The sequence below is a fragment of the Veillonella parvula genome (assembly GCF_018366295.1).
GTDB classification, from domain to species: domain Bacteria; phylum Bacillota; class Negativicutes; order Veillonellales; family Veillonellaceae; genus Veillonella; species Veillonella parvula_P.
In genome coordinates this window covers 107,800-120,943 of the sequence record NZ_JAGZIJ010000002.1, presented here as the reverse complement: position 1 = coordinate 120,943, position 13,144 = coordinate 107,800, and the positions used below count along the sequence as shown (strand labels likewise).

Here is a 13,144-nt window from a genome sequence, read left to right as displayed (position 1 = left end):
TGATGACACTCAAGAAAGTACAGCGCTAGTAGCGCTGTGCTTTCTTTGTTTTTATTATAATTATCCATGAACTTTTAATTGTCATTATTTTCCTTAAAGTATTGATGCTTAGATAAATGGACATATTTTATTTGTTTTGTTAATATAAAACTCAATAATAATTTTATGTTGTGTGTTATGATTGGTGAAATTTTATGGTTAGAGTTTTATATTTATTTTTATTGCTAGTTGTTTTGAGTCCTATTAATGCTTTTGCTGATTATCAGAGGGACACGCTTGATATACAACGCTCTCTTAATGAGCAGATACAGTCTCAGTTAAAGATTCCGGCAAAAGTCCTTAAAACGAAGCTTAATAGAGATTATAGTTTTGCCTTACAGATAAAAACGGATACTCAAGGTCGTATTACTTCTGTTGAGTTAGATCCAAATGAGAGTACCTCTAATGATGAGATATATTTAGAGTTAGTACAGTCCGCAAAGGATACCGTTTGGAATATAGGGTATATTGATGTTAAAGAAGAACTTGTTTTTCATGTTCCCATTAATTTTATAATATCCTCTAATGACGATGTAAATTGACAGTCTTTAGAATTCAGACTATACTATAAGTACAAAAGAGCCAATTAACGTGTTCTAGGCGTTAGGCTCATCAAAGAATTGTGAATTTGATAAACCTAACGTGTCTAAGTATTGCCGTACTTAGTCTTAAACGTTAGGTTTATCTTATTTTATAATCAATATATTGATTATTTCTTAAGAATTAACACTACGAGGGTAGCGAATAAAATCATTAATGATAATGCTTCGTATACAGTCATAATGTCACCTCCCTCAAAAGACGGAGATGAACCTAACTCACGTTAATGGCTCTTTCGTTATTAGTATATAGCAGAAATTATTGATTGAAAAACACGGATTAATTTCGTACAACTTGTACACGAATAAAAGGGAGACTCTATCAAGAGTCTCCCTTTGTTAGTTATAAATAGACTAATATTTATTAATAGATTTTTTATTGCATAGAACATAAGTTCGGTTTATAATGAACGTAAGATAGTCGAACGAGGTTGGGCCACCCTTTTTCTTTGAAGGGGGTGAAAGCCTATGAATGCTTATGAAGTCATCATGATTGTCCTCGGGATCTTAACTGTCGTTATTTCCTTTGGAGCATTGATAGTGCTGATTTGTCGTAATAACGACAAATAGCCCTTCGTTACCAACTGGTAGCTGAAAACGAAAGGCCATTTTTTCGTGCTTTATAATGTTTTGGGATGAGCCTGACGGAACCACTCGTCGACTATCTCTTTATTACATTATAATGAGATTGGCGTATATCGTCAATCTGGAGTCAATGGTCATCATATTAATATAGAGCCCGGTTTCCAAGGTATGGTATAATACTTTCATTATGTAATAAACAAAGGAGATCTAAATGGTAAATTTACCTAACTGCCCTAAGTGTGGCGACGAGTACACATACGAAGACGGTCATATGTTTATCTGCCCTATGTGTGGCAACGAATGGACAGCGGCCGATGCGCAAGCTGCAGCTGAAGCGGGTATCATTCGCGATGCTAACGGCAATGAGCTCGCTGATGGCGATACAGTGGTTGTTGTAAAAGACCTCAAAGTAAAAGGCGCTGGCGTATTAAAACAAGGTACGCGTGTAAAAAATATTCGCCTCATCACCGATGCAAGCGATGGTCACGATATCGATTGTAAAATTGATGGCTTCGGTGCGATGGCATTAAAATCCGAAATGGTTAAGAAGATATAATGTAACCAAGTTTTATATGATGTATATTATGAGTACCTCCGCCTCTCATGGGGCGGAGGTTTTGTATATTCCAATACTATAAATCCTGGTCGTAATGAAAATCACTATTAATTAAGAGTGTATTATGGTACGATGATGGTGTAATGACTGTATAACATTTGATTTTATAATGGAGGAATGTATCCATGTTACCAGAAAAATTATTAGAAGTATTAAAGCATGAAGGTGTTGTATCGATTACAACGTGGGCGAATAATGAAGCGCATGTTACTAATACATGGAATTCATATTTGAAGGTTGATGGCGATGATCTTTGGGTGCCTGCAGCCGGTTTGACTAGCTCAGAGAACGATTTGAAAGTGAATAATCGCGCTATCGTTACATTGGGTGCTCGTGAAGTAGAAGGCTTTAACGGTTATCAAGGTACGGGTTTCCGTTTGGAATGTACTACATCCTTCCTAACTGAAGGTGAAATCTTTGATAAAATGTACGCAGAATATCCTTTTATCAATCGTGTTCTAGTATTACACGTACAATCTGCTAAACAATTGTTATAATTGAAAGCGTATCAATTATAATAATTTAGGACTTTCATAGAATATATTTATATAATGAATCCTAATAAAAATCCCTATCGAGACGTTCGGTAGGGATTTTTTCGTGGTATAATCAACTTATAATGCATATAGTATGAGAGTATTTAGATGAGAGGAAACTATGTTTAACCGTGTTATATTGTTGGCTTTATTAGTGTCTGTGATGAGTCCTATTAGTTCTATAGCTGCAGATATAAAGCCTGCGGACAAGCGTAATTATGAATTGCAACAACAGATTTCTTATAACGTGATCATTCCACCAGAGGCTTTTGAAACGAGTGCAGATGGAACATTAATCGTTCCTATAGAGGTTAAGACGGATGATAAGGGTAATATTGTAGCTGTTGAAGCAGGTCCTAATAATTGGAAACTAGATCGTGAAGCGTACCCTATCTTTGAGGAGGCTGCAAAAGAAGCGGCTTGGAATACTAAACATGTTGATACTGATGAAGCACTTGTTGTAACGATTCCCGTTAGTATAGTCATGTTATCTGATACTAATTCAAAGAAACGATAAAGGAGGGCTTATGGAAACTACGAAAGATTTAGAGAAATATACTTATGATCTTCTCGCTGAGCGTGGTGTCACATTAGATGACATTGCAGAGCTTGTTTTTTACGTACAAAAACCGTATATGCCGAATTTAAAACTAGAAGAGTGTCGCACAAGTGTGGCTTCTGTACTATCTAAACGGGAGGTGCATAATGCGATTATTACGGGCATAGAGCTTGATAAGTTAACGGAGCAAAATAAACTATCTCAGCCATTGCAACGCATTGTTGCTAATGATGAAAGCCTGTATGGGATTGATGAAATTTTAGCCTTTTCCATCGTTAATTTATATGGGTCTATTGGCTTTACAAATTATGGCTATTTAGACAAGGTAAAGCCAGGTATCATCAAAAAGCTGGATAGTGAAGAAGGGGGACGCTGTAATACATTCCTCGATGATTTGGTAGGTGCTGTAGCGGCAGCAGCGGCAGGAAAACTGGCACATAATGAACCAAATCGCGTGCAACATGCTATAGCAGAAGAATAGAAGTCCATTATATATCTACTTGTCGGTAAAGTATGAGGAGGGCTTCGATGACTCATTAATAACACTTTCACAACAACTTGATGACACTTTCACAACAACTTGATAACAATTTATAGAGTTGCTAGATACTATTGATGGTATAAAGAATAAAGAGTATAAATAATATTGATTGGAAATAAGTACTTTGTTTTGTAGCCTATATACAGGAGGAGCTATGCAAAAGGTTCTAGTAGTAATCGATATGCAAAATGATTTTGTAGATGGTGCCCTTGGTTCATCGCAAGCACAGTTAATCGTAGATAATGTGCGTAAGAAAATTGAAAGCTTTGATGGCCCTATTATCTTTACGCGTGACACGCATGATAGAGATTACTTGGAACACCAAGAAGGAAAGCTTTTACCAGTGCCACATTGTGTTAAAAATACCGAGGGCTGGCATATTGTGGATGGTTTGATTGAGGCTGCAGAAGGTCGATCAATTATGAGTCCTGTGTCCTTTGTAGATAAACCAAACTTTGCCTCTTTTGAGTTGCTCACTCGGTTAGAGGGCATGGATAAAGTAAATCCTATTGAGTCTATTACGCTCATCGGCTTATGTACAGATATTTGCGTTGTGTCCAATGCGATTATGTTGAAAGCAGGCTTGCCAGAGATTCCGATTCACATCGATTCGAGCTGTTGTGCTGGCGTAACAGAGGAGTCCCATCAAGCGGCATTAACAACCATGAAAATGTGTCAGTGCATTGTCGAATAATTTGTATATACTGGTATATGTTTTTATGTAGAACTATGTGTTATTGCTGAGCAAAAGTCACATAACAATCAACTAATGAAAGGCTGTGGGAGCTCCCATGGCCTTTTTATGTTAGCCTTTTATATTGACGTTTTTCTATATAATGTGTACAATTAGATAAAGAATGATAATTCATATCAATTTATTGGCTGAAAAGTATATCTTAACTTCTGGTTAAAGTTAGGATAATACGTCTCTTCTTAAAGTATATATGCTATGCTAGTAGATTGATTCTATACTACCGATGCAGGTGCATCGAATCGCTTTCACAAGAACGATGATACGAAATAATTAGCATTGTTCTATGCCCTAATTATAAGGAGGACTACTATGAAACCTTTCGAACTTGCACCATTACCGTATGCTTATGATTACCTAGAGCCTGTTATCGACGCTGAAACAATGAAATTGCATCATGACAAACATCATCAAGCGTATGTTAATAATTTGAATGCGGCCATCGCGAAATATCCGGATCTTGCGTATGGTTGTATAGACTGCATTCTCGGCGATATTGCTAATGTGCCAGAAGATATCCGTCAAGCAGTTATCAATAATGGTGGTGGTCACAAGAACCACACCATGTTCTGGGAAATTATGACAAAACCAGATACTTCTAAATTGCAAGGCCCTTTGAAAGAGGCTATTGACGCTGAACTTGGTGGCTACGATGCGTTTGTTGAAAGCTTTTCTACTGCGGCAGCTACACGCTTTGGCTCGGGTTGGGCTTGGCTTGTAGTTAACAAAGATGGCAAGCTAGAAGTGACATCCTCTGCAAACCAAGATAATCCTTTATTGGAAGGTAAAAAAGCAATTTTATGTTTAGACGTTTGGGAACATGCATACTACTTGCACTACCAAAACCGTCGTCCAGACTATATCAAGGAATTCTTCCGCGTTATTAACTGGGACAAAGTTTCTGAAAACTACGAAAAAGCATTGAAACCACACCATGATTAAGGGGTACACTTGTTAGAAACAGAAACAGAAACAGAAACAGAAACAGAAACAGAAACAGAAACAGGCATAATAATATAATGTAACGTAAATACCGGATAGTTGGTCTACATGATCGATTATCCGGTGTTTTATTACTGTTATTCATTCTTATAAATAACTTTCAAAAGTATAGCCACGGATACAGATTTTCTAATCGATATCGTTTATCATAGAACCATAGGTCATTATATACAGACCTTTCACAGTAAATAGATAGCCTTGTATACGAGATTTTTACGTATAGGGGCTGATTAATATCAGTAAGTATATTATAAAGATTTTGACACGAGGGGAACAAAATGGAAAAGAAATTAGATTTATCCAAATCTGTATATGATTTGGTAAAAGAATATCCTGAAGTAACAGAGATTATGAAGAAATTAGGATTCAGCGAAATCACAAATAAGGTGATGTTGAATTCTGTTGGCAAAATCATGACTATCCCAAAAGGGGCTAAGATGAAGGGTGTATCCATGATTGATATCGTGGGTGCTTTTATGAAAGCAGGTTTTACCTTAGAAGGTGACATGCCAAACTTATCGGGTGATGATGCGGAATCTGCGGTGCATCCTGGTGTGATACCTACTGAAGCGACTACAAAGCCTAATGTTACGGACGCATCTGCTAACGTAGCATCTAGCACAGTTGCAGCAGACGCAGCAGACGCAGTAGAAACAAATGCAGCAGCATCTACTACAGCAAAAGCTAACACGGAAGAGAATTTCGGAGCCAATGCTGATGATACTGTTCAAGACAGCGAACGTGTAGAGCAGCTTAAAGGCTTCTTGAAACGGTTAGGTACGGGCGAAGAGCTTGGTGCCGTTCGTGAAGATTTTGCTAGTCAATTCGCCCATGTTGAGGCTAGTGAAATTATGAAAGCTGAGCAAGGTCTCATGCGTGAAGGTACACCGTTAGCTGAGGTGCAACAATTATGTGACCTTCACTCTGCCTTGTTCCACGGTTCTACCATTCATGAACAAATGGAGTCAGAACATGCTAAGGTTGAGGCTGTGTTAGAGGCTCAAGAGAAGAGCAAAAGTGTGGTGTCCTTGATTGAAACTGTAGGACATCCACTCCATCAATTAACAGAAGAAAACAAGGCTCTTGATGCGTTAATTGAATCCATTCGACCTAAGGTGGCGGATAAAACGGCAACTGTTGATGATGTAAATGCAGTGCGTCAAGTATCTGTTCACTATGCTAAGAAGGGTGACCTTTTGTATCCGCATTTGAAAGTAGCCTATGATATTTCTGGTCCATCTATGGTCATGTGGACTGTTGATGGTGATATTCGGGACCAACTAGGTGATTTAGCTAAGTCTAGCCAAAGCGTAGATGATTGGTATAGACGTTTTGATGAGCTTCTTACACGTGCTCAAGAAATGATTTATAAAGAACAAAATATTTTGTTCCCAATCTGCGCAGAAAACTTCAGCACTGAAGAGTGGTACCAAATCTACAAAGATACAGCGCAATATGAAGAGATTTTTGGAGTAAAACGCACTGCTTGGCCAGAGGCTGAAACCGCATTAGCAACACAAACAACAAAAGCAAGTGGCGATGATAATACCATTGCTCTAATCGGTGGTACCTTGACTGTGGATCAATTGAATGCCATGCTTAATACAATGCCAATGGAAGTCACCTTCGTTGATCACGAAGACATTAACCGTTACTTCAACGATGGTGAAAAGGTCTTTAAACGCCCTACGACAGCTATCGGTCGCGATGTGTATTCCTGCCATCCGCCAAAGGTAGAACCAATCGTACGTGGTATCATTGATTCCTTCCGTAAAGGTGATCGCGATAATGTAGCAGTATGGCTTGAAAAACAAGGTCGTCCGTTCTATGTCAATTACATGGCTGTTCGTGATCAAAACAATAACTATATTGGTACATTGGAACTCGTACAAGACATGCAATTTGCAAAAGATCATTTCGCTAGAACTAAATAAGACCCTATATATGTGGTAACCTGAATAGGTAACATATATGAGACATATATAGAAAAGTAAGACATGTATAGAAAAGAGGCTGCTCTACACGATTTGATGGTAGAGCAGCCTTTTTGCATACCTTATAGTTTACCGCACATACATCCCTGTATGTACTAAGGTTGTGTAGGGGATAGTATGATTAAATACAATTATTATGCTTAATATGGCTGATATATTAAATATTTCTAATAATGCTGTGGGTAGCGCTTTTTATATTTTCTAGGCTTGTAGCTAAGTTAAGACGTACAAAGGTTGCGTAGCTTTCACCTCCGAACCATTCGCCAAAGCTTGGTGCGAGGCGGCATTTGTTTTCGAATAGGTCGTGCATATCTTCGGGCTTTACATAGGCACTAAAGTCAATCCACGCTAAATAGGTGCCATCCATAGGGCTGATGCGGATTTTTGGTAATGCCGTACAAAGCTCTCGGCATAGATATTCATAGTTTTCACGAACCATGGCCAGTACATCTGTTAACCATGCTTCGGCCTCTGGGTGAGTGTAGGCTGCTGTGATGGCAGTTTCGGCAATAACGTCTGAGTCCGTATGGTATACATGAGCTTTATAGGCGTTGAATTGGCTTCGTAGCTTTTCGTTAGGAATGATAACCTCTGCGTGGTGCAAGCTAGCCATATTGAATGACTTGGACAAGGAGGACATGGCAATCATGTTATCTGCATAGGCTCCGTTCTTTACGGTTAAGGCTGATGTAAAGGCTGTTGGTCCTGTGATGAGATCTTGATGGATTTCATCACTTATGATGAGCACATTATGCTGTTGGCAGATACTAAATAATCGGTCCATCTCCTCTTCCGTCCACACATGCCCCACAGGATTGTGTGGGTTGCAGTGAATGAACAGCTTCACATCATGTTCGGTGATAGCCTTTTCAAATGCATCGTAATCCACGGTGTAGCGATTATCTTTGTTACGCATCATGGGAACAGCGATGATTTGACGTTGTGCATCGCTGGCGCTCGTATCAAAGGCGCCGTATACAGGACTTAGAACGGCGATGGAATCGTTTGGTTTTGTGAAAGCCCCAATACACCACATAATACCAGTAATTACATTGGGGGCGCTTGTAAGCCATTCTTCTTGAAGCTTACAATGGTGACGGCGTTTATACCAGCTTATAACAGCCTCTATATAATTTGGATTTGTCATAGTATAACCTAACGGATTGGCTTTCACATAGTTACAGATGGCATTTTGGATGCACTGAGGTGGCATAAAGTCCATATCTGCCACCCATAATGGTAATAGGTCGGTGCGACTGAATTTTAAATGCTCACCGTCCCATTTTCGGGAATGAGAACCGCGGCGGTCTATATAGTATTTGCTAGTGAATTCTGCTGTGTTCATAAGAAACCTCATATAAGGATATACCTTGGCTTTTATATCTTTAATTCTTATATGTATGTATATATTCAATTACGAAATAGATATTTCTATTCTGTAAGGTGTATCTCTAATTCTTATTACTGTATCTATTATCAGTATACATGCATCCTATTATATGTAAATGGACTTGTATAAAATCTATGCAATCCTTGCATGAATAGGGGCTATATTCGTATACAAAAGGTGCTATATTTGCTTGACTGTTGGGACTTTCACAATTTAGAATATACTATAGAATAGTGTGAGTCTGACCAGTGACCACACGTCTATCGAATGGTTACAAAAGATAAATGTTAGCAGCATGTGGCGGCGTCCCTATGTGAGAGGGCTCATCGGAATGCTTAGGTGCATGCAACGCTGTAAGTATAGTATACTGGATCCTTGTTAGGAGGCATGTGCCATGAGTAACGAATTAAAACCACTACATTTTGATGCGGATTATACGATGGAGGAAGCGCTCGCGGAGGCGAAACGTTGTCTAAATTGTCCAAAACCTTTATGCCGTATGGGTTGTCCTATTGAAAACGAAATACCTCGTTTCATCCAAGCTATCGCACGTGGTAATTTTGGTGAAGCTAATGATATCTTAGCGGAACGAACAAATTTACCGTCTATTTGCGGTCGCGTATGTCCACGTGAAAATCAATGCGAAGGCAACTGTATCATGAATAAGGCAAAAAAACCGCCTATTAACATCGGTAAATTAGAACGCTTTGCTGCTGACTTTGAAAGCATCAATGAACTTCGCAAACCTAAGAAGATTAAACAAGATCTTGGTAAGGTAGCGGTAGTAGGGTCTGGTCCTGCAGGTTTGTCCGTAGCAGGTGATGTGGCTAAACTCGGTTATGAAGTAACCGTATTTGAAGGTCAATCTGAACCAGGGGGCGTACTCTTATTTGGCATTCCGGAATTCCGCTTGTCTAAAGCCGTTGTACGTCGTGAGATCGCTCGCCTTGAAGGGTTAGGCGTTAAGTTCGTATGCAATACATTTATCGGCCAAGATAAAACTTTGGACGATCTCTTTGCTGAAGGATATGATTCTATCTTCATCGGTACTGGTACGCATATTCCTCAAGACGTGCGCATGGAAAACGATGAAGTACCTGGTGTATTCCAAGCAATGTACTTGTTGACGAATGTACAATTGGTAGAAAATGGGGAACTTGATGAAAATCAAATTCCTGTTAAAAAAGGTGACCGTGTTATCATCATCGGCGGTGGTAACGTAGCGATGGATGCAGCTCGTACATGCGTACGTTTAGGCTGCGAAGCGGTAACAGTAGCATATCGTCGTAGCCAAGAACAAATGCCAGCCTTGTTGTCTGAATACGAAGAAGCCCGTGCTGAAGGCGTTCAATTCCAATGGTTCGCTTCTCCAGTAGGCGTAGAAGGTACAGATAAGGTAGAAGGCTTCAAATATGAAGTGATGGCGCTTAACGAAGATGGTGCAGGTATCCATGGCACTGGTAATTTCCAAGTCATGCCTGTTGATAAAATCATTATCGCCGCAGGTCATAAACCAAATGCTCGTCTTGTAGGTGAAGGTAATAACTTAAAAGTAGATGAAAAAGGTTATATTATTACATCTGAAGATCCATATGGTATGACTAGTCGTGAAGGCGTATTTGCAGGTGGTGACGTTGTTCATAAACCGGCTACCGTAGTATTGGCTATGCGTGAAGCTAAAAAAGCTGTTGATGGCATGGTTAAATACATGGAAATCAAAAAAGCACAAGAAAGTGTAAATCAATAATTTTATATAAATACATAGAAAGGACTATACAGTTCAGCTGTATAGTCCTTTTGTATTGTTAATAGACTTATTATTCCTAAATGTATTTTAACAATATTGCGTATTTACTATATATCGCATTTACTATATATCGTATAGTCTTCTTGTATTATGAATAGAACTAGGTGATTTTATAAATCAAGTGTATGCATAATGTATAAATGCTGTATAAAAATTGCAATATGTAGATAATACCTGTATTTTTGATTTGCTATCTGTATTTTTAATGATAATAACTTTTATATATACTAAAATTCCACGAAATGATGAAATCCTACGCAATGAAATCTGCATAGTACAAAAGCCTTAACTAAAATGATTTACACATTAGTTTTTGTTAAGGCTTTTGTGTTATCGCTTTTCAACTACTACTAGGAAATGATTGAGCCCAGATTTATAGTAAAGGCATAAATATGTGTTGAGGGAGAAAGTAGATAGAGGTTGGCATGAATCCTATCGTATGTTGTCAAGATCTACAAGTTCGACAAGAAGTTCACAAGCTTGGTGTATTGATTTTACTTTGGCGCAGACAATTGGGAATGACTCAATATCAATTGGCAGATAAATCTGGTTTAGCCCAATCTTATATTAGTGATCTTGAAAGTGGTGCCGTAGATCCTCGGTGGTCCACAATTTATAGAGTAGTGTATGGACTTGGAGAAATGAATATACAAGATTTTTTGAATGGGCCGCAAACAATTAGAAGCCTAAAGATTCATTAATGATGATGACTTCCATGGTTTGCATATTGCGCATCTTTTTATAGTAAATGGTTAATGCATTACATATGCGGTCGGGAGAACCACAGTCATAGCATTTCTCTTCTAATGTGGCACATGGATTGAGAGAGCTCTTTTTGTTCTTTTTGCTGTTGAGCGGAGCGGCCACATTGCGTGCACGATAGATGGCGGAAGCTAAATCCGGCGTAATTTTGTTGATGCCTAGCACAAAAAATACTTCTTGAGAGCCAAAGAGTGAGGCGGCAACACGATTACCCGTACCATCAATATTGACTATTTCCCCCGTTTGAGCAAGAGCATTGACTGAGGTGAGAAATACATCACGCCCCATGGTGCGCAATGCGGTGTCGCGGAAGCTTTCACCAGGAAGGGGACGTTGAATATCCGTTACATCTTCGTTGACTTCGGATAGGGCTTCATAAGCATTGAGTTTTAGTAACGTGCGAGAGTCCCCGATGGCTACATGTTTGTTTTGAATACGATCTTTTAAATAGGAAATAGCTTCAGTACCTGTTTCGAAATAATGGACTACAAAATTATTGCGTTCCAAGGCTTTAATTGTTTTCTCTATGTCTATAGGTGTGTCATTGTATTTTGGATGTATAACAGCGTTGATCGTTGTCTTTGTATTTGCCATAAGACCTCCTAAATAGTGATATTTATTATCTCCATGATTATTGGCATAGCAGCAATTATTTTCTTAGTACTATTGTAACGTCTAATATGTTACTAAGCCAATAGTTTATAAAGTATTCTTAGTATCTATATTTGTTAAATGTTGGAATAGAATCCAAATTAGTCATAAAAAAGTGTAAAAGTTGGAATGAAATCCAAATTGAGTACTAAAAAATAGAAAAGTTGGAATGAATTCCAACTTTCACTAAATGGGTACAAAACTAGGAATGATATGGTAAGAAATAATTTTTACTTTTACCAATAGGTTGAATTTGCTATAATAATAGTATTGATATGGCGTAAAGCCAATGTTAAGGAGGCAAAAATCGTGGATTTAATTCAAAAATTAAAAGACCAAGTAAAACCATTAGGTAAAAAAATCGTGTTGCCAGAATACAAAGATGAACGCGTATTGAAAGCAACTGAAATTATTTTGAAAGAAGGTTTTGTAACACCTGTACTCGTTGGTAATCCTGCTGAAATCGCTGAGGCTGTTAAAGCTGTTGGTGTATCCATCGAAGGTGCTGAAATCATCGATCCTGCTAACTACGATCGTTACCAAGAAATGGTTGATACATTCGTAGAATTGCGCGCTAAAAAAGGTATGACTCCTGAAAAAGCTGACGCAACTATGAAAGGCGATTGCTTGTTCTTCGGCTCTATGCTTGTTCGCCTTGGCGCAGTAGATGGTATGGTTGCTGGTTCCGCTTGCCCAACAGCAAACGTATTGCGCGCTGCATTGCAAGTTGTAGGTACTAAACCAGGTCTTAAAACTGTATCTTCTTCCATGTTCATGTTCACAAGCAAAAAAGAATATGGCGACGACGGTATGCTAGTATTCTCTGACTGCGGCGTATTGCCTAATCCAACTAGCGAACAATTGGCTGATATTGCAGAATCCACTGTAGAAAAAGCTCGCAAAGTTGTTGGTATGGCTGACCCTCGCGTATCCATGTTGTCCTTCTCCACAAAAGGTTCCGCTTCCACTCCAGAAGTAGATAAAGTGGTTGAAGCTGTTAACATCTTGAAAGAACGCAACGTTGATTTCAAATTTGACGGCGAATTACAATTGGACGCTTCCATCGTTCCTTCCGTAGCAGAAAAGAAAGCTCCTGGCTCCAACGTAGCTGGTAAAGCTAACATCTTGATCTTCCCTGATCTTCAAGCTGCTAACATTGGTTACAAATTGGTACAACGCTTCTCCGGCGCTGATGCTCTTGGCCCATTGATTCAAGGCTTGGCTAAACCAGTTCATGACCTTTCTCGTGGCTGCTCTGCTCAAGACGTTGTAGACGTTGCTGCTATCGCTGCTGTTGAAAGCATTTAATAGC

Annotated in this window: 14 protein-coding genes; 11 read left to right on the top strand and 3 right to left on the bottom strand. The window is 38.8% G+C overall.

Annotated elements, in window-relative coordinates; all coding sequences use genetic code 11:
* The first annotated feature begins 194 nt into the window (after positions 1-194).
* Positions 195-581, top strand: coding sequence for a hypothetical protein (locus KHY58_RS03560; RefSeq protein WP_042986556.1), 387 nt, complete (start codon positions 195-197; stop codon positions 579-581).
* 167 nt (positions 582-748) lie between these two features.
* Here the strand turns inward: KHY58_RS03560 and KHY58_RS10025 are convergent, their stop codons facing one another.
* A complete protein-coding gene (locus KHY58_RS10025; protein ID WP_219565824.1) occupies positions 749-820 on the bottom strand; it encodes a putative holin-like toxin in 72 nt (23 codons plus the stop codon).
* 614 nt (positions 821-1,434) lie between these two features.
* Between KHY58_RS10025 and KHY58_RS03555 the strand changes: the two genes are divergently transcribed.
* From KHY58_RS03555 to KHY58_RS03525, 7 genes are all read left to right on the top strand, one after another.
* Positions 1,435-1,779 carry a zinc ribbon domain-containing protein YjdM gene (locus tag KHY58_RS03555; RefSeq protein WP_155085812.1) on the top strand — a complete coding sequence of 115 codons (345 nt, stop codon included), beginning with the start codon at positions 1,435-1,437 and terminating at the stop codon, positions 1,777-1,779.
* 185 nt (positions 1,780-1,964) lie between these two features.
* A complete protein-coding gene (locus tag KHY58_RS03550) occupies positions 1,965-2,336 on the top strand; it encodes a pyridoxamine 5'-phosphate oxidase family protein (protein ID WP_004694608.1) in 372 nt (123 codons plus the stop codon).
* Between the two features lie 160 nt (positions 2,337-2,496).
* Complete coding sequence (locus KHY58_RS03545) at positions 2,497-2,892, top strand: hypothetical protein (protein WP_278472038.1); 396 nt, start codon at positions 2,497-2,499, stop codon at positions 2,890-2,892.
* A gap of 10 nt (positions 2,893-2,902) precedes the next feature.
* Positions 2,903-3,415, top strand: coding sequence for a phosphatidylglycerophosphatase A family protein (locus KHY58_RS03540; RefSeq protein ID WP_008714720.1), 513 nt, complete (start codon positions 2,903-2,905; stop codon positions 3,413-3,415).
* A 214-nt stretch (positions 3,416-3,629) separates the two neighbouring features.
* The gene (locus KHY58_RS03535) at positions 3,630-4,169 is read left to right on the top strand and encodes a cysteine hydrolase family protein (protein ID WP_024061509.1); all 540 of its coding nucleotides are present in this window, start codon (positions 3,630-3,632) and stop codon (positions 4,167-4,169) included.
* A gap of 369 nt (positions 4,170-4,538) precedes the next feature.
* On the top strand, positions 4,539-5,168 hold the full coding sequence (locus KHY58_RS03530; RefSeq protein ID WP_004694615.1) for a superoxide dismutase: 630 nt from the start codon (positions 4,539-4,541) through the stop codon (positions 5,166-5,168).
* 338 nt (positions 5,169-5,506) lie between these two features.
* A complete protein-coding gene (locus KHY58_RS03525; RefSeq protein ID WP_278472032.1) occupies positions 5,507-7,162 on the top strand; it encodes a DUF438 domain-containing protein in 1,656 nt (551 codons plus the stop codon).
* Positions 7,163-7,379: 217 nt separating this feature from the next.
* Here the strand turns inward: KHY58_RS03525 and KHY58_RS03520 are convergent, their stop codons facing one another.
* Positions 7,380-8,567, bottom strand: a complete 1,188-nt coding sequence (locus KHY58_RS03520; RefSeq protein WP_004698128.1) for a MalY/PatB family protein — start codon at positions 8,565-8,567, stop codon at positions 7,380-7,382.
* Between the two features lie 439 nt (positions 8,568-9,006).
* Here KHY58_RS03520 and KHY58_RS03515 point away from each other — a divergent pair, with 439 nt between their 5' ends.
* Together KHY58_RS03515 and KHY58_RS03510 are read left to right on the top strand one after the other, a co-directional pair.
* The gene (locus KHY58_RS03515; RefSeq protein WP_205112635.1) at positions 9,007-10,359 is read left to right on the top strand and encodes an NAD(P)-dependent oxidoreductase; all 1,353 of its coding nucleotides are present in this window, start codon (positions 9,007-9,009) and stop codon (positions 10,357-10,359) included.
* Positions 10,360-10,844: 485 nt separating this feature from the next.
* Positions 10,845-11,120, top strand: a complete 276-nt coding sequence (locus KHY58_RS03510; protein ID WP_004694625.1) for a helix-turn-helix domain-containing protein — start codon at positions 10,845-10,847, stop codon at positions 11,118-11,120.
* Here KHY58_RS03510 and KHY58_RS03505 read toward each other — a convergent pair.
* Positions 11,098-11,775: a lactate utilization protein gene (locus KHY58_RS03505; RefSeq protein WP_278472028.1), complete on the bottom strand. Its 678-nt coding sequence runs from the start codon at positions 11,773-11,775 to the stop codon at positions 11,098-11,100. The genes KHY58_RS03510 and KHY58_RS03505 overlap by 23 nt on opposite strands.
* A gap of 366 nt (positions 11,776-12,141) precedes the next feature.
* Here KHY58_RS03505 and pta point away from each other — a divergent pair, with 366 nt between their 5' ends.
* Positions 12,142-13,140, top strand: a complete 999-nt coding sequence (gene pta / locus KHY58_RS03500) for a phosphate acetyltransferase (RefSeq protein ID WP_278472025.1) — start codon at positions 12,142-12,144, stop codon at positions 13,138-13,140.
* Positions 13,141-13,144: the final 4 nt, after the last annotated feature.